Origin of the sequence: Streptomyces sp. NPDC101234 (assembly GCF_044767525.1) — a bacterium.
Taxonomy (GTDB): Bacteria; Actinomycetota; Actinomycetes; order Streptomycetales; family Streptomycetaceae; genus Streptomyces; species Streptomyces sasae.
In genome coordinates this window covers 1-23,692 of the sequence record NZ_JBIWOA010000065.1, presented here as the reverse complement: position 1 = coordinate 23,692, position 23,692 = coordinate 1, and the positions used below count along the sequence as shown (strand labels likewise).

At 70.8% G+C, this 23,692-nt stretch carries 17 protein-coding genes, 1 tRNA gene and 1 pseudogene; 11 read left to right on the top strand and 8 right to left on the bottom strand.

What is annotated here, in order from left to right:
* Nucleotides 1-2: 2 nt before the first annotated feature.
* Genes ACIRR9_RS53145 through ACIRR9_RS53120 form a run of 6 tightly spaced genes read right to left on the bottom strand, consistent with a single transcriptional unit; the run spans nucleotide 3 to nucleotide 8,092 of the window.
* On the bottom strand, nucleotides 3-776 hold the full coding sequence (locus ACIRR9_RS53145) for an SDR family NAD(P)-dependent oxidoreductase (RefSeq protein WP_403768416.1): 774 nt from the start codon (nucleotides 774-776) through the stop codon (nucleotides 3-5).
* A gap of 40 nt (nucleotides 777-816) precedes the next feature.
* Nucleotides 817-2,880 (bottom strand): alpha-galactosidase, encoded by a 2,064-nt coding sequence (locus ACIRR9_RS53140; protein ID WP_403768413.1) that lies wholly within the window; start codon nucleotides 2,878-2,880, stop codon nucleotides 817-819.
* Complete coding sequence (locus tag ACIRR9_RS53135; protein WP_403768410.1) at nucleotides 2,877-3,725, bottom strand: carbohydrate ABC transporter permease; 849 nt, start codon at nucleotides 3,723-3,725, stop codon at nucleotides 2,877-2,879. Before ACIRR9_RS53135 ends, ACIRR9_RS53140 begins: the two co-directional genes overlap by 4 nt.
* Nucleotides 3,725-4,663 (bottom strand): carbohydrate ABC transporter permease, encoded by a 939-nt coding sequence (locus ACIRR9_RS53130; RefSeq protein ID WP_403768407.1) that lies wholly within the window; start codon nucleotides 4,661-4,663, stop codon nucleotides 3,725-3,727. Before ACIRR9_RS53130 ends, ACIRR9_RS53135 begins: the two co-directional genes overlap by 1 nt.
* A 1-nt stretch (nucleotide 4,664) precedes the next feature.
* Entirely contained in the window at nucleotides 4,665-5,957 is a 1,293-nt protein-coding gene (locus tag ACIRR9_RS53125) for an ABC transporter substrate-binding protein (RefSeq protein ID WP_403768404.1), read from the bottom strand.
* Nucleotides 5,958-5,971: 14 nt separating this feature from the next.
* Nucleotides 5,972-8,092 carry a glycoside hydrolase family 27 protein gene (locus tag ACIRR9_RS53120; protein ID WP_403768401.1) on the bottom strand — a complete coding sequence of 707 codons (2,121 nt, stop codon included), beginning with the start codon at nucleotides 8,090-8,092 and terminating at the stop codon, nucleotides 5,972-5,974.
* Nucleotides 8,093-8,361: 269 nt separating this feature from the next.
* On the opposite strand from ACIRR9_RS53120, the gene ACIRR9_RS53115 reads away from it, so the two are divergent.
* The 8 genes from ACIRR9_RS53115 to ACIRR9_RS53080 all read left to right on the top strand — a co-directional run bounded on the left by ACIRR9_RS53115 (nucleotide 8,362) and on the right by ACIRR9_RS53080 (nucleotide 19,413).
* Nucleotides 8,362-12,000: a discoidin domain-containing protein gene (locus tag ACIRR9_RS53115; RefSeq protein ID WP_403768398.1), complete on the top strand. Its 3,639-nt coding sequence runs from the start codon at nucleotides 8,362-8,364 to the stop codon at nucleotides 11,998-12,000.
* A gap of 365 nt (nucleotides 12,001-12,365) precedes the next feature.
* Nucleotides 12,366-13,124 carry an SDR family oxidoreductase gene (locus ACIRR9_RS53110; protein WP_403768395.1) on the top strand — a complete coding sequence of 253 codons (759 nt, stop codon included), beginning with the start codon at nucleotides 12,366-12,368 and terminating at the stop codon, nucleotides 13,122-13,124.
* Nucleotides 13,125-13,205: 81 nt separating this feature from the next.
* Nucleotides 13,206-13,820 carry a VOC family protein gene (locus ACIRR9_RS53105; protein WP_403768392.1) on the top strand — a complete coding sequence of 205 codons (615 nt, stop codon included), beginning with the start codon at nucleotides 13,206-13,208 and terminating at the stop codon, nucleotides 13,818-13,820.
* A gap of 362 nt (nucleotides 13,821-14,182) precedes the next feature.
* Nucleotides 14,183-15,127, top strand: coding sequence for a 3-hydroxyacyl-CoA dehydrogenase NAD-binding domain-containing protein (locus ACIRR9_RS53100; protein ID WP_403768389.1), 945 nt, complete (start codon nucleotides 14,183-14,185; stop codon nucleotides 15,125-15,127).
* Nucleotide 15,128: 1 nt separating this feature from the next.
* Nucleotides 15,129-16,355 (top strand): acyl-CoA dehydrogenase family protein, encoded by a 1,227-nt coding sequence (locus tag ACIRR9_RS53095; protein WP_403768387.1) that lies wholly within the window; start codon nucleotides 15,129-15,131, stop codon nucleotides 16,353-16,355.
* A gap of 5 nt (nucleotides 16,356-16,360) precedes the next feature.
* Complete coding sequence (locus ACIRR9_RS53090) at nucleotides 16,361-17,620, top strand: CaiB/BaiF CoA transferase family protein (RefSeq protein WP_403768384.1); 1,260 nt, start codon at nucleotides 16,361-16,363, stop codon at nucleotides 17,618-17,620.
* Nucleotides 17,621-17,752: 132 nt separating this feature from the next.
* A complete protein-coding gene (locus tag ACIRR9_RS53085; RefSeq protein WP_403768381.1) occupies nucleotides 17,753-18,418 on the top strand; it encodes an enoyl-CoA hydratase-related protein in 666 nt (221 codons plus the stop codon).
* A gap of 92 nt (nucleotides 18,419-18,510) precedes the next feature.
* Complete coding sequence (locus ACIRR9_RS53080) at nucleotides 18,511-19,413, top strand: LysR family transcriptional regulator (protein ID WP_403768444.1); 903 nt, start codon at nucleotides 18,511-18,513, stop codon at nucleotides 19,411-19,413.
* Nucleotides 19,414-19,529: 116 nt separating this feature from the next.
* Here ACIRR9_RS53080 and ACIRR9_RS53075 read toward each other — a convergent pair.
* A tRNA-Pro gene (locus ACIRR9_RS53075) sits at nucleotides 19,530-19,603 on the bottom strand.
* Between the two features lie 117 nt (nucleotides 19,604-19,720).
* Between ACIRR9_RS53075 and ACIRR9_RS53070 the strand changes: the two genes are divergently transcribed.
* The 3 genes from ACIRR9_RS53070 (at nucleotide 19,721) to ACIRR9_RS53060 (ending at nucleotide 22,945) form a co-directional block, all read left to right on the top strand.
* A complete protein-coding gene (locus tag ACIRR9_RS53070) occupies nucleotides 19,721-20,230 on the top strand; it encodes a DUF309 domain-containing protein (protein WP_403768378.1) in 510 nt (169 codons plus the stop codon).
* A 44-nt stretch (nucleotides 20,231-20,274) separates the two neighbouring features.
* Entirely contained in the window at nucleotides 20,275-21,057 is a 783-nt protein-coding gene (gene cobF, locus ACIRR9_RS53065) for a precorrin-6A synthase (deacetylating) (RefSeq protein ID WP_403768375.1), read from the top strand.
* A gap of 61 nt (nucleotides 21,058-21,118) precedes the next feature.
* A complete protein-coding gene (locus tag ACIRR9_RS53060; RefSeq protein WP_403768372.1) occupies nucleotides 21,119-22,945 on the top strand; it encodes an MDR family MFS transporter in 1,827 nt (608 codons plus the stop codon).
* Here ACIRR9_RS53060 and ACIRR9_RS53055 read toward each other — a convergent pair.
* Nucleotides 22,860-23,528 (bottom strand): annotated as a pseudogene (locus ACIRR9_RS53055) (cobalt-precorrin-6A reductase); the annotation flags it as partial. The gene ACIRR9_RS53060 and the pseudogene ACIRR9_RS53055 overlap by 86 nt on opposite strands.
* Nucleotides 23,529-23,692 lie beyond the last annotated feature (164 nt).

The following is a 23,692-nucleotide window of genomic DNA, read 5'->3' as shown; positions in this document are numbered from 1 at the left end:
CATCATGCGGAGGCCTTCACGACGCTCCAGCCACCGTCCACCAGCAGACCGGACCCGGTGATGTAGGAGGCCTCGTCGGCGCAGAGGAACGCGATCGCCGCGGCCACCTCCTCGGGGGTGCCGAACCGGCGGGCGGCGGTGCCGGCGACGCTGCGTTCCCGTTCCTCGGGCGGCACCCGGTCCCAGGCCCCGGTGAGGATCGGCCCGGGCAGTACCGCGTTGACACGCACCTCGGGCCCGTACTCGACGGCGAGCTGCCCGCACAGGGAGAGCAGTCCGCCCTTGGCGGCGGCGTAGGCGGGGTGGCCGGGGATGCCCGCGTGGGCGTGCACCGACGAGGTGAGCAGTGCGGCGCCGCGGCGGGCGCGCAGGTCGGCCAGCACCGCCTTGAAGCCGAGGAAGGCGCCGGTGAGGTTGACGGCGAGCTGCCGCTGCCAGGACGGCAGGGACATCTCGTGGGCGGGTACGACGTCGACGGTACAGGCGTTGCTGACGAGCACGTCGACCGGACCGAAGGCGTGGGCGGCGGTGACGACCCGCGCCCAGTCGTCCTCGTCGGCGACATCCGCGTGCACGTACGCGGCCCGGCCGCCGTCCTTCGTGATCCCGTCCACCACGGCCTGGCCGCGCTCGTCCGCCAGGTCGGCGAGCAGCACGGCGGCGCCCTCGCGGGCGAGGCGTTCGGCGGTGGCGGCTCCGATACCGGATGCGGCACCGGTCACCACGGCGGTACGGCCGGTGAAGCGGGCACCGTACCGTCGTACGGACTGGTCCATCGGACTCCTTGGCTGGTGAGCTGCTGGAAACATATGCGGCCTACAGGCGGGTCAGCACCACCAGGTCCGCGTCGTGCGCTGCGCTCCAGGCGAACGGCAGGCCGTAGTGCAGCAGATGGGCTCCGCTGTACGACGTTCCGGTCGCCGTGTCCCGGTAGCGCGCCGCCGGGGCCAGGCCGCGCAGCCGCAGCCGGTCGGGGCGGCCGGGCAGCAGGGGCGCCCCGTCCAGGCGGCCGGTGCTGAGCGCGGCGACGACCGTGCGGTCCCCGGCGTCGTACTGCACACCGCAGGTGGTGTCGTCCGGTGTGCCGAGCAGCCGTGCCTCGCCATGGTGGACGACGTCCCGGACCTCCTTGTAGCGGGCGGTCCAGCGGGCGGCCTCGGCCCGCTGCTCCGGCGTCCAGGCGCGCAGGTCGGCGCCGATGCCGAGGACCCCGCACATGGCGTTGACGAAACGGAAGGCGAGGCTGCGCTGCCGTGGGTCGAAGATGCCGGGGGCGTCGGTGACCCAGGAGCTCATCACATGGGGCGCGTGGGCGTGCAGGAAGCCGTGCTGGATGCGCAGCCGGTCCAGGGGCGCGGTGTTGTCGCTGGGCCAGACGACGTCGGTGCGGGCGATGGTCGCGAGGTCGACGCGCCCGCCGCCGCCGGCGCAGCCCTCGACCGTGACGCCGGGGTGGGCGGTGCGCAGGTGGTCGAGGACGCGCAGGTATCCGGCGACGTGCTCGGCGTCCAGGTCGACGGGCCCTGCGCCGGGGCGGCCGCGCTCGGTGGGCGGCCGGTTCATGTCCCACTTCAGATAGCCGATCGCGTAGTCGGTGAGCAGCCGGTCGAGGGTGCCGATGACGAAGTCCTGGACGTCGGTCCGGCCGAGGTCGAGGAGCAGCTGGTTGCGGACGAGGCGGGCCGGGCGGCCGTCGACGCGGTAGACCCACTCGGGGTGTTCGGTGTGCAGCCGGCTGCCGGGGCTGACCGCCTCCGGTTCCACCCACAGGCCGAAGTCCATCCCCAACGCCCGTACGTCCTCCACGAATTGACCGAAGCCCTGCGGGAAGGCCGCCGGGTCCGGATACCAGTCGCCCAGTCCTCCGGTGTCGTCGGCGCGGCCGGTGAACCAGCCGTCGTCCACGACGAACAGCTCGGCGCCGATGTCCGCGGCCGCCTTGGCCAGCTCCAGCTGACCCGCCGCGTCCACGTCGAAGCCGGTGGCCTCCCAGGAGTTGTAGAGGACCTTGCGAGGACGGTGCAGCCGGTCGCCGGCGAGGTGACGCTCGTAGCGGTGCCAGACCCGGGACAGGCCGTCGAGCCCGTCCGGGCTGAAGGCGCAGGCGAGGCGGGGCGTCGCCAGGGTCTCGCCGGGGGCCAGCAGGACGAGGCCCTCGTGCGGGACCCGTCCGGCGCGGACGCGCACGGCGCCGCCCGGCTCGGCCTCCGCCGTGATGTGCCAGTTGCCCGGCCATTCGAGACAGACACCGTACGCGGCCGGGGCGTCCCCGTCCTGGACGGCCAGCCAGGGCGCGTACGCATGCCCGGGAGCGCCCTGGAGGCTGCCGATGCCGAACGTTCCTCTGGACAGGTCGATCCGGGTGTGCTGGAACTCCTGCGACCACTGGCCGGTGAGGTACGTCAGCCGGGCCGGGCCGGCGACCGGGATGTTCACGGCGGCCGAGTCGAGCCGCTCCAGGCGGACTTCTTCGGCCGCGGTGAACTCGGTCCAGCGCAGGATCACGTCGGCGCCCGGCACGGTCTCGTAGCAGAGGACCGTCCGCAGGCCGATCACCGCGTCGGTGAAGGCGAGGCGCAGGGTCCCTTCGGATGCTTCGGCGCTCTCGAACTCCCACCACATGCCGCGCTCGTCGCCGTCCGGGCGTGAGGCCACCACCTCGGAACCGGTGAACGGCCGCAGCCCGTAGGGCAGATACTCGGCCGGAGCCGCGTCGGCGGGGGTGATGAAGTGGGTGCGGTGGGACCAGTCCAGGGCGGACGGCCCGTCCTCGGCGCCGAGCGGTCCCCAGGCGTCGAGCTCGGCCCAGGGGCCGTCCGGGGAGAGCCGGACGGTGTAGCTCGTGTTCGCCGTCCGCAAGGTCCAGCGCTGGTGGGTCACTTGACCGCCCCGAGGTTGAGTCCGGCCACGAAGTGCCGTTGGAAGCGGAGGAACACGGCGACCGTGGGCGCGGCGGCGATGACCGACCCGGCGGCGATCACGTTCCAGTCCGACACATACTGGCCCTGGAGCCCGATGAGGGCGGCCGTGATCGGCATCTTGGAGTCGCTGCGCAGGACGGTGATCGCCCAGAGCAGGTCGTTGAAGATCCAGGTGAAGGACAGGGCGCTGAGGGCGGCCAGGGCGGGGCGGGTCAGCGGGAGGATGATCCGCCAGAAGATCTGCCACGGCCCGGCGCCGTCGACGACGGCCGCCTGCTGGATCTCGACCGGGATGGACCGCATGAACCCGTGCAGGACGAAGACGTAGAAGCCGACGCCGAAGCCGACCTGGACCCCGATGAGCGCGGGCAGGCTGTCGTAGACGCCCATCACCTCGCTGAGCTTGGACACCGGGATGAGCAGGATCTGCGGCGGGAGCAGGTTGCCGCCGAGCATGAGCAGCAACAAGGCGCGCCGGAAGGGGAGTTCGTAGCGGCTGAGGGCGAACGCGGCCATGGCGGCGAGGGCGAGGGTCACCAGGACGCAGGGGACGGTGACGAGCAGGCTGTTGATCATGGCCTGTTGCTGGCCGCCGTCGGTCCAGGCCTGGCCGAAGTTGGACAGCGTGACGGAGTGCGGCCAACTGCCCAGGCCATGAACGGCAATGTCGTCGAAGGTGCGCAGGCTGGTCACCAGGACCAGCGCGATGGGCAGCAGCCACAGGGCGGCCAGCGCGCCCGCGCCCAGGTGGAATCCGGCGGTCGCGGCCCGCCTGCGGCGCAGGGCCGTGGAGTCGGCGGACATCAGTCGGCCTCCCGGAACGCACGGACGAGGTAGGAGGCGATGACCCCGAAGGCCAGCACGAAGATGACGACGGCCAGGGCGGAGCCGTAGCCGAGGCGCAGGGACTGGAAGGCGGTCGAGTACATGTAGGTGCTCAGCAGCTCGGACGAGTGGTAGGGGCCGCCGCGGGTCAGCGACCAGACGACGTCGAAGGAGCGCAGCGAGTCGATGATGATGACGGACAGAACGACCGCGTTGACACTGCGCAGTTGGGGCAGGGTGACGTGCCGGAAGCGCTGCAGGGCGCTCGCGCCGTCGACCTTGGCGGCCTCGTGGAGCGCGGGATCGATGCCCTTGAGGCCGGCCAGGTACAGGACCATGACATAGCCGATCTGGCGCCACAGCGCGGGCACGATCACCGCGTACAGGGCGGTGTCCTGGTCGGCGAGCCAGGCGTGCTGGAGGCTGCCGAGGCCGACGCCCTGCAACAGCCGGTTAAGGACGCCGTCGGGCTGGTAGATCGCCTGCCAGACGAGGGCGGTGGCGACCAGCGAGAAGACGACCGGCAGGAACAGCGCGGCCCGGTAGAAGCCGACGCCGCGCCGCTCCTGCTGGAGCAGCAGCGCGGCGGCCAGGCCCAGCACGGCGGACAGGCCGCCGAAGAGGACCAGCCAGAGCACGGTGTGCCCGAGCGCGCTGCGGAAGACGGCGTCGTGGGCCATCTCCCGGAAGTTGCCGAACCCGATGAACTGCGGCGGGGAGACGCCGTCCCACTTGGTGAGGGCGAGGTAGAAGCCCTGGAGCGCGGGCCAGAACACCCACACGGCCTCGGCGAGGAGCGGGACCAGGACGAAGGCGAGGACGAGCGGCGGGGTGCGCCGGGGCCCCCGGGCCCGCCTGCCGCTCACGGGCAGGCGGACCGGGGACTTCTTCCGGTCGGGGGCGGTCAGCACGGCCACGTCAGGCGTTCCAGATCTTCTGGGCATCGCGCTGCCAGTCGGTGAGGATGCTGCCGACCTGCTTGGGCTTGGCCAGGAACTTGGTCAGCGCGGTGTCCGCGGTGGGCTGGAGGGCGTCGCTGGAGTCGCGGTTGAAGAACTGGGTGATCTCGGCGGCCGAGGCCACGTGTGCGCGGCCCTTCTTCACGAGCGCAGTGCCGGCGTCCTTGGCGTCCGGGTTGCAGGGCAGGACGGTGCCGGAGGAGCCCTTGATGTAGATCTCCTGGGCCTCGGCGGTGGCGAGGTAGCTCATCAGGTCGTGGACCTGCTTGCTGCGGCCGGTGCGGGCACTGGCGAAGTAGCCGTCCACCGGGGCCTCTTCGGCGAGCGGCACCTTGGAGTCGATGACCGGGAAGCGGAAGAAGTCGATGTCGTCCAGGGCGCTCTTGGGGGCCGCGTCGGCGAAGAAGGTGCCGATGAGCATCATGCCGGTCTTGCCGTTGAGTAGGGCGGTGGTGGCGTCCTGGAAGGGGATGGCCACACCGTTCGGGTCGAAGTACGGCAGCACCTCCTGCCAGCGGTCGAAGACCTTGCGCACCTCGGGGTCGTCGAACCGGTGCTTCCCGGCGAGGAGTTCGCGGTGGTACTGGGCGCCGTTGATCCGGATGTCGAGGTAGTCGAACCAGGCCGACGCCACCCAGGGGGTGTTGCCGCCGGCGCCGAGCCCGATCGGGGCGACGCCCTTGCTCTTGAGCTTGTCGCACAGGGCGACGAAGTCGTCCCAGCTCTCGGGGAGTTCGGTGATGCCCCACTTGGCGAAGTTGGACTTCCGGTAGAACATGCCCCACCAGTAGTAGGTGGCGGGCACGAAGACCTTCTTGCCGGCGCTGGAGGTGCAGAGCGAGTTCAGCGCCTTGCTGTACTTCTTGAGGTCGGGCGAGGAGCTCCACACCTCGTCGAGGTCGAGCAGCAGGTTCTTCTTCGCGTAGGCGTCCGCGACCGAGCCGGGGTACCAGGTGAGCACGTCCGGCGGGTTGGCCGAGGTGAGGTAGGTCGGCAGCTGGGTGCGGAAGGTCTCGGCGGCGACCGTGTTGAGGCTGGCCTTGCCGGACCCCTTCTTGCCGTAGGCCGCGACCAGGTCCTCCATCGCGGTCTTGGCCTGCGGGGCGGACAGGTTGGACTGGAGGGTCACCGGGCCCGTCGAGGAGGTCTTGCCGGTGGAGGTTGAGGTGACACAGCCGCTGAGCATCGCCGCCGTCCCGGCGGCACCGAGCCCGGCGAGGAACCGGCGTCGGCTGGGCTGAAGGTTGGCCATGATGGATTCCTCGTTCACTTGAATTGGGTCCGGTACACATGGCCGTCGACTCCGCGGAACACCGCGTCGACGGCTCCGTCCGGGCCGGCGACCGCGCCGAGCGATCCGTCGAACGCGGCGCTCGGGAACTCCTGCCGCTTGCTCCAGCCCTGCCAGGCGCCGTCGGCGTACCGCTGCTGCCAGAGCGTGTAGTCGGCGGCGCGCACATAGAGCAGCACCGCGTCCCCGGCGGCGACCAGCGTCGGGCTGCCGCTGACGGTCCCGCCGACCGACGTCCATGCCGACCACTCCCCCGACGTGTCCCGCATCCGGGTCCACACGTCGTCGGCGGCGGTGCGTACGGCGACATGGACGCGCCCCTGCGCGTCGGCGACCACGGACGGGCGGCCGTACGTCGTCCGGTCACCGGGTGCGCCCAGCGAGGACCAGCCGGTCGCCGGACCGCGCTGCACGACCGTGCCGTCGGCGCCGCGCGCGAACAGCGTCCAGTGGGCGGGGTCGGTGAAGGCCACGGCCGGGGCGTCGGTCAACTCGCCGCCCAGAGACTGCCATTGACCCCAGCGGCCGTCGGCGTGGACCCGCCGGTAGGCCCGCGAGTCGGCGCCGCGCACGAAGACGTCGATCCGGCCGCCGGCGGAGGCGTAGGCGGCGGGCTGGCCGAGGATCCCGCCGTACGCGGGACCGCCGAGGTCCTTCGTCCTGCCGCCGGTCCTCTCGACGAGCGAGCCGTGCGGCCCCCGGAAGAAGGCGGAGCCGTCGCTCGTCACGGCGGGGCTCGCCGTCGCGGTCACGCCCAGGTCCGTCCCCGGTAGGGCGTCGGCGCCGGTCAGCTTCAGGAACGCGGTGCCGTGCGCCGGGACCTCCACGGTGTACGACCCGGTGTGCGTGCCCCGGTCGGCACGCGCCCGCAGGTCACGGACCCGTACCGGGCCGCCGAGGCCGGTGTCGGCGAACTGCACGGTGCGCTCGGCCGGTCGGTCGGAGCGGTTGAGCAGGACGACCGCGCGCCGGCCGTGCCCCTGGAGGACCTTGCTGTAGACGTCGCCGACGGAGTCGGTCGCCACCCGTACCCCCTGGACGGCGAGGGGGTCCTGGTCGACGGCGATGATCTCGGGGTTGCGGAGCGTGGCGAGCATCGGGTCGGACAGCGTCCGCGGGTCGGACCCCAGCATCAGCGGGGAGCCCATCTCGGCCCACATCACGAACTGGGTGGTGGACTCCTCCTGCGTGAGCTCGTACGTCCCGTCGGTCATCTTCCGCATGGGGATGAGGTAGTCGGGGTCGTTGTAGTGGCCGGGACCCTGCGCCTCGGGGTGCCAGGCGTTGGCGTCCATGTTGCGCAGGATGTTCGGCCACTCGCCGGGGCTCGGGGTGCCCCAGGCGATGTCGGTGCCGGTGCGCCAGGAGTCCGCGATCGCCGGGCCGTAGACGTAGGTGTTGTGGGCGTCCTGCTCGGGGGTGTGCGGCAGGCCCCAGTCGTCGGTGAGCGGGTTGCAGAGGTTGAGCAGCATCCTGCGGCCGGACTTGGCGACCGCGTCGCTGAACTCCGCGAACGCGGGCCCCGGATCGAGCTTCGCGCCGATCCCGCAGAGGAAGTCGACCTTGATGGCGTCGATCTTCCAGTTCGCGAACTGCCGTGCGTCCTGGTCGTAGTACCCACGGCTGCCGAGGCCGCAGCTCTTGCCGCCGTCGTAGGTGCCACCGTCGGTGTAGATGCCGGCCCGCAGCCCTCGCTTGTGCAGATAGGACACGAGCGCCGGGATGCCGGAGGGGAAGCGCTCCGGATTGGCCGTCAACCGCCCCTGGGCGTCACGGGGGTTGTCGGCCTGCCAGCCGCCGTCCAGCCACACGATGTCGTAGCCGGCGTCGCGCAGACCGCTGCTGACCAGCTTGTCGGCGACGGAACGGACCTCCTTCTCGGTGGGCGCGCCGAGGCCGTAGTAGGTGTTCCAGCCCATGTAGGGCGTGGGCGCGAGACCGCTGTCGTAGTAGTCGGGCGCGCCCTGGTCGACGGCCGTCTGCGCGACGGCGTCGGGGGTCACGGTGGCGGCCAGGACCACCGCGATCGCGGCCGCGAGGGCGGGCCGGGTGAACCGGTGGTGCAGGGGGGTGTGAGCGGGCGGGTGCAGAGTCACGTACGTCTCCCGGGGATTGGGAAGCAGGAGATCGAGACGCGGGCCGCTCTGTGGTGAGCGGCCTACGACGTCACGGCGATGACTGTGGCCCGAGGCCGAAACCGTGTCAAGAATAATTACTAATTTAATAGAAGCAGAGCGGGGCCGTGCACAGACTCTTGACAGGTCCACCTCTCGGAGGCAGTGTTCGGCAACGTTGTCAGCAGCGATGGCAACGTTGTCACAGGCCTGGTTCCCGGCTCGAACTCCCCTGATCGGAGCCCTTGTCCATGTCGGATCAGTCAACTCCGCCGTCCCGCCGTGCCGTTCTCTCCGCCGGATCCACCCTGCTGGCCGGATTCGGGCTCGGCACGGGCCCGTTCGCCGTCGCCGCCACGGCGGAATCCGGACAGCCACGACAGGGGGCCGCCCGGGGCGAACTCGCCGCCCACCGGCCGGTGTCGGTGTCCTCCACCGACTACGCGCCCACGCCCGCGGAGTTCGCCGTCGACGGTCTCGACACGGTCGGCGTCCGGGGTACCGGCTGGCGGGCCGCGGCCGGCGACCCGCAGTGGATCTCCGTCGACCTCCAGGCACTGTGCCGGGTCGAGTCGCTGCGGCTCGTCTTCGAGGCGACCGTCGACGACCCGCCGTTCACCGAGTCACCGGACGGCAGTCCACGGAACGACACGACAGGGCAGGAGATCCTGTCGAGTTGCGCGGTCGCCTTCGTCGTGGAGACATCGCCCGACAACACGTCCTGGACCCCGGTGTACCGCACCGACTCCGGCACCGGCGGCGTCATGGAGATCGCCCTGCCCGAGCCGGTCACCGCACGCTGGGTCCGCATGACGGTGCACAGACGCTCCAACACCAACCCGCTGGGCCTCAACGGCCTCCAGGTGTACGGCACTTGCCGGGCACCCCGCCCCGAGGCCACCGGCTGGACGGACTGGGGCCGGCATCCTCGCACCCCCGAGCCCCTGCGTAGCGCGGCGGACGGCACCGTCCCACTGGAGTCGGGCTGGGACCTGACCCTTGACGACTGGGCGGACGGTGACGGCGCTACCCTGTCCAAGCCCGCTGTGAACACCGGCCGTTGGCTGCCGGCCACCGTGCCGGGCACCGTGCTGACCTCCCTGGTGGACCAGGGGAAGCTGCCCGACCCGGTGTCCGGCCTCCACAACCTCCGGATCCCGGAGGCCCTGTCACGCCACTCCTGGTGGTACCGGCGCGAGTTCCGGCTCCCCGAGGGGCTGCGCACCGGCGCCGGCCGACATGTCTGGCTGGAGTTCGACGGGATCAACCACAAGGCCGAGGTCTGGCTCAACGGCAGCCGGGTCGGTGACCTGGCCTTCCCGTTCGCCCGCGCCGCCTTCGACGTGACGAACCTGCTCGCCGACGGCTCCGAACAGGCCCTGGCGGTGAAGATCTCCCCCATGCCGTTCCCGGGCAGCCCCGGCGACAAGGGCCCGGCCGGGCTGGCCTTCGTGGACACGGGCGCGAACATGATGAACCGCAACTCGCCCACGTACCTGGCCGCTTCGGGCTGGGACTGGATGCCGGCGGTACGGGACCGGGCGGCCGGCATCTGGAACCACGTCCGGCTGCGCTCGACCGGGGCGGCGGTGCTCGGCGACCCCCGGGTGGACACCGAACTGCCCGACCTGCCCGACACCGGCACGGCCGAGCTGACTCTTGTGATCCCGGTGCGCAACGCCGGCACCGCCACCGGACGTATCACCGTCACCGCCTCCTTCGGGGACGTACGCGTGACGCGGACGGTCACCGTGCCCGGGGGCGAGAGCACCGAGGTGGTCCTCTCCCCCGCCGATCACCCGCAACTGCGCCTGCTCAATCCCGAGTTGTGGTGGCCCAACGGCTACGGCGAGGCGGCCCTGCACCACCTGACCCTCACCGCCTCCGTGGCGGGTGCGGAGAGCGACCGGCGCACGACCCGCTTCGGGATACGCCGGTTCGGCTACGAGTACGAGACACCGCTGGCCTTCCCGCCGGGCGGCAACGCATGCCCGCAGACCGTGGACTTCGCCCGGCGGACGGCACGTCACGTGCGTGTCCTGTGCCGCACGCGGGCCACCGGTTGGGGCGCGTCGATGTGGAGCCTTGCGGTGCTGGACAGTTCGGCACCGGACACCGATCTGGCCCTGCACCGGACGGCCACCGCGTCCTCCTTCGACGACTCCTCACGCGGACCGGGCAACGCCACCGACGGTGACCCGGGCACCCGTTGGTCGTCCGCCTACCAGGACGACCAGTGGATCGAGGTCGACCTGGGGTCCGAAGTACCGTTCGACCGGGTCGTCATCACCTGGGAGACGGCATACGCGCGGACGTACACCGTCCAGGTCTCCGACGACGGCAGCGACTGGACCGACGTGAAGACGGTCGACAACTCCACCGTGCCACTGAAGATCAGCGTCAACGGCGTCCGGGTGTTCTGCCGCGGCGGCAACTGGGGCTGGGACGAGCTGCTGCGGCGGATGCCCGCGACGCGTACGGACACGGCCGTACGGATGCACCGCGACATGAACTTCACCATGGTCCGCAACTGGGTGGGCTGCAGCAACCGCGAGGAGTTCTACGCCAGTTGCGACGAACACGGACTGCTCGTGTGGAACGACTTCCCCAACGCCTGGGGCATGGACCCGCCGGACCACCGGTCCTTCCTCGATCTGGCCCGGGACACGGTGCGCCGCTACCGGATCCACCCGAGTGTGGTCGTGTGGTGCGGCGCCAACGAGGGCAATCCGCCCGGCGCGATCGACGACGGCATGCGAGCCGCGGTCCGGGCGGAGGCGCCCGGTGTCCTCTACCAGAACAACTCGGCGGCCGGGATCGTCTCCGGCGGCGGCCCCTACGGCTGGATCGAGCCGGAGCGCTACTCCGCGCCGTCGACCTACGGCAGCGGGAGCTTCGGCTTCCACACGGAGATCGGTATGCCGGTCGTCCCCACCGCCGAGACGATGCGCCGCCTGGTCGGCGACGAGCCCGAGTGGCCCATCGGCGACGCCTGGTACCACCACGACTGGAGCACCAGGGGGAACCAGGCACCGCAGAACTACCGGGCGGCCGTGGAGGCGCGGCTGGGCGTGGCGACGGACCTGGACGACTTCTGCCGCAAGGCGCAGTTCGTCAACTACGAGAACATCCGCGCCATGTTCGAGGCCTGGAACGCCCGCCTGTGGGACGACGCGAGCGGCCTGATGCTGTGGATGTCGCACCCTGCCTGGTACAGCACGGTGTGGCAGACCTACGACTACGACTTCGACGTCAACGGCGCCTACTACGGCGCCCGCAAGGCCGCCGAGCCGGTGCATGTGCAGGCCGGTCCCGTCGACGGCCGGGTGATCGCCGTCAACCACACGAGGAGAGCGATCGGCGGCGCGACCGTGACGGCCCGCTGTTACGACCTGTCCGGCGGCCCGGTCACCCCCGAACAGCGCGCGCCCGTCGACATAGCGCCCTCGTCGCGCGCCACGGCGTTCACCGCACCCGGCCTGGACGGCCTGCCGGACCTCCACCTGCTGCGACTGCGCCTCACGGACGTACACGGCACGCCGCTCTCGGAGAACACGTACTGGCGCGGTCGCGCTCCCGGGGCCATGCAGGCGCTGAACCGCATGCAGCGGACCCGGATCTCCGTCGACATCACCGGCACCGCCCGCCACGAGGTGACCGCACGGGTGACGAACCGGGGCCCGGCCGTCGCGGCGATGGTCCGTGTGTCCCTCCTCGACGCCTGCACGGGACACCGCGTGCTGCCCACGCTCTACGGCGACAACTACCTGTGGCTGCTGCCCGGGGAGTCCCGGACCGTCACCGCCTCCTGGCCCGCCGATGTGGCGGTCTCGCGGCCACAGGTCCGGGTCGAGGCCTACAACGCTCCCCCGTCCACCGGGAACGCATGAGGACAGACACTGCGCATACGACGGCTGCGTCGGCGCGCTACGACCTGGTGACCGCCTGGCTCTTCTTCTGAACGTCCTCCGTCGGTGAGCGAGCGGCAACCTGGCGGACCGGTCCTCGCCGGTCCGCACCCGTGGGCGTCGGGATGCTGTTCGACCTGGTGAGTGACAGACTGAGGTTTCGGAGTCGGCGGTCGGCGGTCGAGGGCTCGGCGGCGGGCGCCCCGGCGGGCGTCGGGCTGCGCCTCCGAAGAAACAGCCCTTCCGGGCGTCGCCCCGTACAACGGCTTCCTCCTTGGAGGACGGCAGGTTGTGGTCCCGGGCGAAGGAAGCGGCGGGGTCCACGATCCGGACGGTGGTGACCTTCCGTGAGCGGGACGGAGACAGGAACCGCCACGACGCGGGGCGCCCTGGCCGGGCAGACGGTCGTGGTGGTGGGAGGCAGCGCGGGGATGGGTCTGGAGACCGCGCGGCAGGTGCGGGCGGACGGCGGCGAGGTGGTGCTCGTGGCACGCGACGCCGATCGTCTCAAGCGGGCCGCGGACGAACTGAACCCGCGGAGCACGGCCGTGTTCGACGCCTTCGACACCGGTCGGCTGGAGCGCTTCCTCGGAGAACTGCCGGGCCAGGTCGATCATGTGCTGGTCACGGCGGGCAGCCCGACGTACACCCCGCTGGACGAACTCGACCTGACCGACGCCGCCCGGGACTTCGGCGGGCGCATCGCGATGATGCTGGCGGTGGCGCGGGCGGGCCGCCGCAAGGTCAGGGCGGGGGGAACGCTGTTGTTCATCGGCGGCACCGGCGGCCGGCGGCCCGCGCCCGGCATGGCGGTGGCGGGTGCCCTCACCGCGGCGCTGCCGGCGCTGACCGCCGACCTGGCTCTGGAGGTCGCCCCGGTCCGGGTCAACCTCATCGCGGCCGGGTTCGTCGACACACCGCTGTCGGCCGCTCTCCTCGGGGACCGACTGGAAGCACGGCGCGAGGAGTTGAGGAAGAAGCTGCCCATCGGACGGGTGGTCACTGCGACGGACGTCGCCGCCCTCGCCCTGCACATCATGGCCAACGACGCTCTGACCGGCGCCACCTACGACATCGACGGCGGTCAGCAACTCGTCGCGCATTGACGGCCAGTGCCCGGATCCGCCCCTCACCGTCATCCGCCATCCCCCTCATTCCCTCCGGGACGAAAGACGCGAGCAATGGACATGAAACTCGAAGTGGTCGTGGTGCCGGTGTCGGACGTGGACCGGGCCAAGGGCTTCTACACGAAGCTGGGTTGGCGGCTCGACGCGGACATCGCCGCCTCCGACGGCGACTTCCGGGTGGTACAGGTGACACCACCGGGTTCCCCGGCGTCGGTCATCTTCGGTACATCGGTCACCGACCAGGCCCCCGGCTCGGCTCAGGGCCTGCACCTGGTCGTCACCGACATCGAGGCCGCCCGCGACGAACTGACGCGGAACGGCGCCGACCCGAGCGAGGTGTTCCACGACGCGGGTGGCGTCTTCCACCATGCGGGCACCGACGCCCGGGTGTCCGGTCCGGACCCGAAGCGCGGCAGCTACGGGTCGTTCCTGTCCTTCGGTGACCCGGACGGCAACGGCTGGCTGCTGCAGGAGGTCACCTCCAGGCTGCCGGGGCGACTGGACCCCGCGAGCACCTCGTTCGCATCGGCCGGGGACCTGGCGGAAGCCCTGCGCCGGGCGGCCGCGGCGCACGGCGAGCACGAGGCCCGCACCGGCACGGAGGACCCGGAGTGGCCGGACTGGTACGCGCGGTACATGGTGAGCGAACAGTCCGGAACGGAACCGCCTCGGTGACGACGCCGAATTAGGCAGGCGCAGCCGCAGACCCGAATGCCCGAGGAACGAACACAGGCCGATCCCGCACGCCATCATGACGCCTTGCGTCGATTTCGATCCCGGGAATGGAATTCGCGGCGCGAATTTCCTAAAAAAGCTTTCGGGAACACCTCCGACAGGCCATCGGCGGCGAATCCGGAATTCGGTGTGACTAGTACGGTCACACCCCCTTTCCCATCTTGATAATTCCGTTTTCCGTCGGCCTTCTCTAGGTTCTGTGTCAGAACGGCGAGCCACGCGGTCCGGTCACCGAAACCCGATTTCCCGCATGCTCGCCGTCCAGGGTCCGCACGACCACCTGACCTGAACGGAGAAACGCAGTGACGCACCAGTTCCGTACCGTCGCCGTGATCGGAGCGGGCACCATCGGACTGTCCTGGACAGCACTGTTCGCCGCACACGGCCTGACCGTCCGCGTGAGCGACCCCCGCCCCGACCTGGCGGAGGCGACCGCCGAGGCGCTGGCCGTCTTCGGGCCGCACCTGGCCGCCCAGGGCCTGGAGACCGACGGTCTCACCGACCGCGTGCATATCGCCGCCGACATCACCGAGGCCGTGCGCGACGCGGACGTCGTCCAGGAGAACGGGCCCGAGCGCGTCGAGTTCAAGAAGGAACTGTTCGCCCGCCTGGTCCGGGAGGCTCCGGGACACGCACTGCTGCTCAGCTCGTCGTCGGCGATCCCCTCGTCCGTCTTCACGACGGAGATCGAGGACGCCGGCCGCATCCTGATCGGGCACCCCTTCAACCCCCCGCACCTGCTCCCCCTCGTCGAGGTGATACCCGGCGAGCGCACCGCCGAGGAAGCCGTGCAGTGCGCCGTCGCCTTCTACACCTCCGTCGGCCGCACACCGGTCGTCGAACGCCAGGAGATCCCCGGCTTCGTCGGCAACCGGCTGCAGAACGCGCTCAACCGGCAGGCGGTCCGCCTCGTCCAGCAGGGCGTCATCACGCCCGAGGACCTGGACACCGTCGTCACCCACTCGCTCGGCATCCGCTACGCCACCGTCGGCCCCTTCCTCGGCGGACACCTCGGCGGCGGTCCCGGCGGCTACCGCCATATCGCCGAACACATCGGTTCGACCATGCAGCAGCTGGACCTGGGCGAACCCTCGCAGGACCCGGAGGACCGCGAGCGGGTCATCCAGGAGGTGGAGAAGGCGTATGCCGCCACCCCGTATGCCGACCTCGCCAAGGCCCGCGACCGCGCGCAGCTCGCCGTGCTTTCCGCCCTGGCGGACGTCCGCCAGGGCCAGAAGGAGAACTGACATGACCGCCGAGACCCCCACCCCCATGACCTCCGCGACCCCTGTCGAGGACCGTCTGGTCGCGGACTTCTACGACTACGAGTCGCTGCTGTCCGAGGAGGAGTACAAGATCCTGCTCAAGGCCCGTACCTTCATGCGGGACGAGGTCAAGCCGCTGGTGAACGAGTACTGGGGCAAGGGCGAACTGCCCGAGGAGCTGATCGACAAGTTCCGTCACAGCGGCCTGATCGCCCTGGGCTACGAGGGCTACGGCGAACACCTGCCCGCCATCAGCCACCTGCTGGGCGGCATGCTGGCGATGGAACTGGGCCGCGTCGACGCCTCGTCCGCCACCTTCTTCGGCGTGCACAACGGGCTGGGCTTCTACTCCATCTACTACGGCGGCGACCAGGAGCAGCGTGACAGGTTCCTGCCCGCCATGGCCACCATGGACAAGATCGGGGCGTTCGCCCTGACCGAACCCGACGGCGGCTCCGACGTCTCGGGCGGCATGCGCACCACCGCCAGGCGCGAGGGCGACACCTGGACGCTCAACGGTGCCAAGAAGTGGATCGGCAACGCCACCTTCGCCGACTACGTCGTGGTCTTCGCGCGGGACGTCGAGGACAACAAGGTCAAGGCCTTCGTCGTCGAGAAGGACACCCAGGGCTTCAAACCGGTCAAGATCGAGGGCAAGATCGCACTGCGGATCGTGCAGAACGCCGAGATCACCCTGACCGACGTGAAGGTTCCCGAAGCCAACCGGCTGAAGAACATCAAGGGCTTCCGGGACGTCGGCGAGATACTGCGCCAGACCCGCAGCGGGGTCGCCTGGCAGGCACTGGGCGTCATGATCGGTGCCTACGAACTCGCCCTGGAGTACGCCAAGCAGCGCGTCGCGTTCGGGCGGCCGATCGCCAAGTTCCAGATGGTGCAGGACCTGTTGGTCAAGAGCGTCGGCAACATCACCGCGTCCTGGGGCCTGTTGGTACAGCTCGCCCGGCTGCAGGACCAGGGCATCTTCCGTGACGAACAGTCGGCGCTGGCCAAGGAGTTCGTCGCGGCCCGTATGCGGGAGGTCGTCGCCTGGAGCCGCGAACTCTTCGGCGGCAACGGCATCCTCCTCGACAACGACATCGCGCGGTTCTTCTCCGACGCGGAGGCCCTCTACTCCTACGAGGGGACGCACCAGATGCAGACCCTCATCGTCGGCAAGGCCATCACCGGCCAGAGCGCGTTCGTGGGCTGACGGCGATGACCACCGAACACGCACCCGTACCCGTATCCGAATCCGCATCCGTCTTCACCGGTCTGAAGGTCCTCGACGCGTCCACCTACATCGCGGGACCGGCCGCGGCGACCATGCTCTCCGACTTCGGCGCCGACGTCATCAAGCTGGAGCCGCCCGGGCCGGGCGATCCGCAGCGGCGGCTGAGTTTCGTGCCACCGAGCCCGCGGGCGGAGGCCAACTACGGCTGGCACCTGGCCAATCGCAACAAGCGGGGCATGGTAGTGGACCTGAAGTCGCCCGCCGCCGTCGAAGTCCTGAAGCGGCTCGTCGAGTGGGCCGACGTGGTGATCACCAACTTCCCGCACGGCACCCGCGAGAAGCTGCACCTCGGCTACGAGGAGGTCGCGGGCTGGAACCCGCAGGTCGTCTACGCCGACATCACCGGCTTCGGCGACGCAGGTCCCGACGCCCGGCAGCCCGGCTTCGACCTGACCGCCTTCTGGTCGCGCAGCGGCCTGCTGGCCTCCACCCGCGACGCCGAAGCCCCGCCGACCGTGCCCGTATGGGGCAGCGGCGACTACACCTCGGCGGTCGCGATCTACGGGGCGATCGTGACCGCGCTGTACCGCCGCGCGGTCACCGGACAGGGCACCAGCGTCGGAACCTCGCTGCTGGCCACGGGTGTGTGGGCGACGGGAACCCTCGTCGCCGGGGCGCTCGCCAAGGGCACGCCGTTCGAACTGCACGACAGGAGCGCTCCGGTGAACGCGCTGACCAACCCCTACCGGACCGGGGACGGGCAGTGGTTCATGCTGGCCACCTCGGGCCAGCAGTGGCCGGGGCTCACCCGCGCCGTCGGCCACCCCGAACTGGTCGAGGACCCCCGATTCACCGACATCGAGGGGCGCTCGGAGAACGCCGCCGCGCTGAGCGGCCTGCTCGACGAGATGTTCCGCTCGCGGCCCTTCAGTCACTGGAAGGACGCGCTGGCCCGCGAGCGCATCACCTACAGCCTCATCCAGACGCCGGAGGAGGCGGCGCAGGACCCGCAGCTTCGCGCGAACGACATCGTCGTGCCTCTGCACGGGGTCACCGGGCTGGAGTACACCGTCAACAGCCCGGTCAACCTCCGCGGGGTACCCAAGGTCGCGGCCGGACGGGCACCGGACCTCGGCGAGCACAACGACGAGATCCTCGTCGAACTGGGCTTCGTCCCACGGGAGATCACCGAACTGCGTGCCGCGGGTACGATCCCGGGCGCGACCCAGCCGAGCGGCGCCTGACGGACACGGTCCGGTCCGGTCCGGCAACCGGTCCACACATGTACCAGAACCCACCGACCCACCGACCCGCCACACCGCACACCTCACAGCCCACAGCCCACAGCCCACAGCCCACAGCCCACAGGAGCGCACATGCCTACCCTCGACCGTCATGACTCCGTCTTCGTGCTCGACCTCGGAGACGGCGAGAACCGCTTCCACCCCGACTGGCTCGCGTCCGTCAACGCCGCCCTGGACGAGGTGGAGAAGGCCGACGCTCCCCGAGCGCTGGTGACCGCCGCGACGGGCAAGTTCTACTCCAACGGCCTGGACCTGGAGTGGCTGACCGCCCACGCCGCCCAGCACGAGGTCTACGTCGGCACGGTCCACGCCCTGTTCGCCCGCGTCCTGGCCCTGCCGATGATCACCGTCGCCGCCCTCCAGGGACACACCTTCGCCGCCGGCGCGATGTTCTCCCTCGCGCACGACTTCCGGGTGATGCGGATGGACCGCGGCTTCTGGTGTCTGCCCGAGTCCGACATCAAGATCCCCTTCACCCCCGGCATGTCGGCACTGATCCAGTCCCGGCTGGCCCCGCAGACGGCGCACGAGGCCATGGTCACCGGCCGTCGGTACGGCGGCACGGACGCCGAGACCGTGGGCATCGTCGACCACGCGGTGGCCGAGGACGCGGTGCTCTCGACCGCCGTGGAGATCGCCCGGTCCCAGGTGGGCAAGGACGTGGGCACCCTCGGCGCCATCAAGGAGGGCATGTACGGCCCGGCTCTGACAGCCCTGCGCGGCGCCCCGACCGCCTGACGGACGGGCGGCCCCGACCACATCGGCACTCCCGCGCCCGCCGACAGCTCCTCCGGACCGGCCGCTGATCGGGTTAACGTATAGGCGTGGATATGTTGCATCTGCGGTATTTTGTCGCGGTTGCCGAGGAGCTGAACTTCTCTGCGGCGGCCCGCGGGCTGCACATGGCCACCTCGCCGCTGAGCCAGCGGATCAGGGACCTGGAACGGGAGCTGGACAAGCGGCTGTTCGAGCGTGACACCCACAGCGTCACGCTCACACCGGCGGGCGAGGCGCTGCTCCCCCTCGCACGGGACGTACTGGAGCAGTTCAACTCCATCCCCTGGCGACTGCGCGAGGCGACGCGGTCGGGGCGCGCCACGGTGTTCATGGGCATCCCCGCCGGACTCCACCCCCGTCTGCGGGAACGTGTATCGGACCTCACCGCGCGCGCCGACGACTGGTGCGAACTCCTGCGCTGGCCCGGTACCACCAAGGCGCTGGTCGGCGGCGTGCACGAAGGCAGGCTCGCGCTCGCGCTGGCCCGGATGCCGGTCAGCGATCCGACACTGGGCCTACTGCACGTCATGTCCGAGCGACTGGGGGCGGTGGTACCCGCCGACCAGTTCGCCGGGCGGGACTCGCTGGCCCTCGCGGACCTGGGCGACCTGGCTTTCATCGTCGCACCGCACGAGATCAGGTCCGCCTACTTCGACCAGCTCGACGGCGAGATGTCCGCCCGGGGCATCAGAAAACGCATCAAACTGACTGATTCCGATTACGGGGGAATCGCAGAGCTGGTTTCCAGCGGGATGGCCTTCTACTTCTCCATCCTCAATCCGGACAATCCCATGCGCGGTTACGTGATGGAGAATACGACGGTCCTGCCGATCACGGATTTCAAGCCGACCCTGAACACGGTCCTGATCTGGCGGAGAGACCGAGCGGACGGCGGCGACCTGGCCAGACTCGTCACGGCGGCACGCGAGGTCTTCGCCGAATCACTCCACATCTGAACAGGCGAACGGCAGGGGGACCCGCCGACCTCGGCCGAGGGCACCGGTCCCCAAGAACGATCAAGGGCCGGTTTCGGATGTCTCCGAAACCGGCCCTGACCTACGACTTCGCAAAGTCGGGACGACAGGATTTGAACCTGCGACCCCTTGACCCCCAGTCAAGTGCGCTACCAAGCTGCGCCACGTCCCGATGCGCTCACTCACGGTGGACCGCGTGATCGCGCGAACAGCACTTTACCCCACGTTGCCGGGCGTGCCGAAAGAGGGTGTGGCGGGCGGGGCGCGGGAGCGCGGGAGAATCGGTCGTATGGGAGACACGGACGCGGGCGCACGGGACCGGGACGCCGAGGGGCGGGCGCGCAGCGCCCGGCCGCGGGACGGGCTGGGGCGGCCGCTGCCGTACGGCGCGCCGGGCGTCGAGCGGCAGCCGGAAGGGGTCGTACGGACCCCGGAGCAGACGGTCGCCCAGGCACAGGCGCTGTTGGACGCCGGCAAGCCCTTCCATGCGCACGAGGTGTTCGAGGACGCCTGGAAGTCGGGGCCCGAGGACGAGCGGACGCTGTGGCGGGGGCTGGCCCAGCTCGCCGTGGGGCTCACGCACTCGGCCCGCGGGAACGTGACCGGCGGGGCACGGCTGCTGCGACGCGGCGCGGGTGCGGTCGAGGAGTGGACGGCCGGGAGCGGGGTGCGGCGGCCGTACGGGATGGATGTCTGCGGGCTCGCGGGGTGGGCGCGGGAGCTGGCCGGGCGGGTGGAGGACGGTGCCGTGGGCATCGAGGCCGCGGCCGAGGCACCCCGGCTGCGCGGCGCCCCGTAGCACCGGGGTGACCCGCTGTCAGCGGCATGGGGCAGACTCGGGGCGTGCGAAAGATTCATGTCATCGGTATCGGCGCGGGCGACCCCGACCAGCTCACCCTCCAGGCCGTCCGGGCGCTGCGGGACACGGAGGTGTTCTTCCTCCTCGACAAGGGCGAGGTCAAGAGCGACCTGACCCAGCTGCGCCGGGACATGCTGGACACACACATACCGGACGGCGGCTACCGGTTGGTCGAGGCGCGGGATCCGGAGCGGGACCGGGCCGCGAGCGGCGGAGCGTACTCTCCGGCCGTCGGTGACTGGCGCAGCGCCCGCGCGGGCATCTACGAGCGGCTGATCCGCGAGGAGCTGGGCGAGGAGCAGACCGGCGCGTTCCTGGTGTGGGGCGACCCGTCGTTGTACGACAGCACGCTGGCGATCCTGGAGGAGGTACTGGCCGCGGGCACGGTGTCCTTCGAGTACGACGTGGTGCCCGGGATCAGCAGTGTGTCGGCGCTGGTGGCCCGGCATCGCACGGGGCTGAACCGGGTGGCCCGCCCGGTGCAGATCACCACCGGGCGGCGGCTGGCCGAGGGGCTGCCGGACGGGGTGGACGACGTGGTCGTGATGCTGGACGCGCACCAGGCCTTCAGGCGGTACGCGGACCAGGACATCGACATCTACTGGGGCGCCTATCTGGGCACCCCGGACGAGATCCTGGTCTCCGGACCGATCGCCGAGGCCGGTCCGCGCATCGAGCGGCTGCGGGCCGAGGCACGGGAGCGCAAGGGCTGGATCATGGACACGTATCTGCTGCGCCGCCACCCCGAGGGGCCGAAGGAGAGCTGACTCTCACTCAGACCGTGCTGCCGGGTAGGCAGGAGTAACCCACCGGTGTGACAGTGACCTCGTGACCGTGACCGAGGAAACCGCACCGCCCGAGGCCGGACAACCGCCCGTGCTGGACGCTCGCCGGCGCAATGTCGTCTTCGTGACGATCGTGCTGGGGATGCTGCTCGCGGCCCTGGACCAGACGATCGTGGGCACCGCGCTGCCGACCATCGTGTCGGACCTGGGCGGCGCCACGCACATGTCGTGGGTGGTCACCTCGTACCTCCTCGCGGAGACCGTGGCGACCGTGCTGGTCGGCAAGTTCGGCGACCTGTTCGGCCGCAAGGTGGTCTTCCAGGTCTCGGCGATCGTGTTCATCACGGGCTCGTTCCTGTGCGGTCTGGCCACCAACATGTCGCTGCTGATCGCCTGGCGGGCGATGCAGGGCGTCGGCGCGGGCGGGCTGATGGTGACCGCGATGGCGCTGATCGCCGATGTGATCCCGCTGCGGGAGCGCGGCAGGTACCAGGGCGCGATCGGCGCGGTGTTCGGCGTGGCCACGGTCGTCGGGCCGCTGCTCGGCGGGCTGTTCACCGACCATCTGTCGTGGCGCTGGGCGTTCTACGTCAACGTGCCCATCGCGATCCTGGTCGTGGCGGCCGCCGCCCGTACGATCCCGGTGGTGAGGTCGGCGGCGTGGCCGGTGATCGACTATCTGGGCATCGCCCTGGTCGCGGTCGGCGCCGGCTCGCTGATCCTCGCCACGAGTTGGGGCGGCAACGAGTACGCGTGGGGTTCGGGCACCGTCCTCGGCCTGTTCGGCGGCGGTGCGCTGGCGCTCGCGCTGTTCTGCTGGGTGGAGACCCGGGCGAAGCAACCGATGCTGCCCATGCGGCTGTTCGGCAACCCGGTCTTCACGGTCTGCTCGATCCTCAGCTTCGTCGTCGGCTTCGCGATGCTCGGCGCGATGACCTATCTGCCGAGCTACCTCCAGTACGTCGACGGCAACTCGGCGACGATCTCCGGGGTACGGACCCTCCCGATGGTGATCGGCCTGCTCATCGCGTCGATCTTCAGCGGCAACGTGGTGAGCAGGACCGGCCGGTACCGGCTCTTCCCGATCGTCGGCTCCACGGTCATGGGCTTCGGCCTGTTTCTGATGTCCCTGATGGGGCCCGGCACCGGGGTATGGCTGGAGTCGCTGTACATGTTCGTGCTCGGCACCGGCATCGGTCTGAGCATGCAGGTGCTGACGATCGCCGTGCAGAACACCGTCGACTACGCCGACCTGGGCAGCGCGACCTCGGGCGTCACCTTCTTCCGTACGCTCGGCAGTTCGTTCGGTACGGCCGTCTTCGGCACGATCTACACCAACTCGCTGAAGCCGAACCTGGAAGCCGGCATCGCTGCCGCCGTCAAGGTGAGCGCCCTGGCCCCGGCGGTCGTCACCAAGGCGGCGACCAGCCCCGAAGGCCTGCACGTGCTGCCCTCCTCGGCCGCCGGGCCGATCATCCAGGCGTACGCCGACACCATCCACACGGTCTTCCTGTGGACGGTGCCGGTCGCCGCCGTCGGGTTCGTGGTCGCCCTGTTCCTCAAGCAGGTGCAGCTCAGGGACAGCGCGCGGCTGGGCTCCACCGACATGGGCGAGGGGTTCGCCTCGCCACACGGGCCGGACTCCCAGCGGGTGCTGGAGAAGGCCGTGGCGAAGATCATCGGCGGCGGGCCGAGGAGCCCGGCGATCACGCGGAGCCGAGCCCCAGCCGCTCCAGTACGCCCGCCGCATCCGGCACCGCGGTCACTCCGTCCGGCAGCGGCGGCCTCCGTACGACGACGACGGGCAGCCCCAGCCGACGTGCGGCGGTCAGCTTGGCGGCCGTCGCCGCTCCCCCGCTGTCCTTCGTGACCAGGACGTCGATCAGATTCTCCTGCAGCAGTCCGGTCTCGTCGGCCACCGTGAACGGGCCGCGTGCCAGCAGCACTTCGGTGTGCGGCGGCATGGGCGGCTCCGGGGCCTCCACGGACCGGACGACGAAGTGGTGGTCCGTCAGATGGGCGAAGGCGGACAGGCCCATGCGTCCCGTGGTCAGGAAGACCCGGGGGCCGAAGCGCGGCAGCAGGCCGGCCGCCTCGGCGAGGGAGGCGACCTGGTGCCAGCGGTCCTCCGGACCCGGCCGCCAGCCCGGGCGGCGCAGCACCACGGCCGGGACGCCGGTCTCCGCCGCGGCCCGCGCCGCGTTCGCGGTGATCGTCTCGGCGAAGGGGTGCGTGGCGTCGACGAGGGCGTCCACGTGCTTCTCCCGCAGCCACTCCGCCAGCCCCGCCGCCCCTCCGAAGCCTCCGACGCGCACGTCCCCCGCCAGTGCGCCAGGCCGGGAGACGCGTCCCGCCAGGGACGTCGTCACGCGCACTCCGGGGTGCGCGGCGAGCTCGGCGGCCAGTTCGCGGGCCTCGGCGGTACCGCCGAGGATCAGGACGTGCGGGGACATGGGGCGAGCGTACGGGGTTGCGCCCAGGGGCCGGGACGCGGGACGGGCGCCCCGCGGGGGGGGGGGGGGGCCGGCGGGGGGGGGGGGCCCCCCGCCCCCGCCGGGCGGGGAAGGGGGGGGGGTGTGTTGTTTTAAAGAAAGCACCCCCCGGCCGGCGGCCCCCC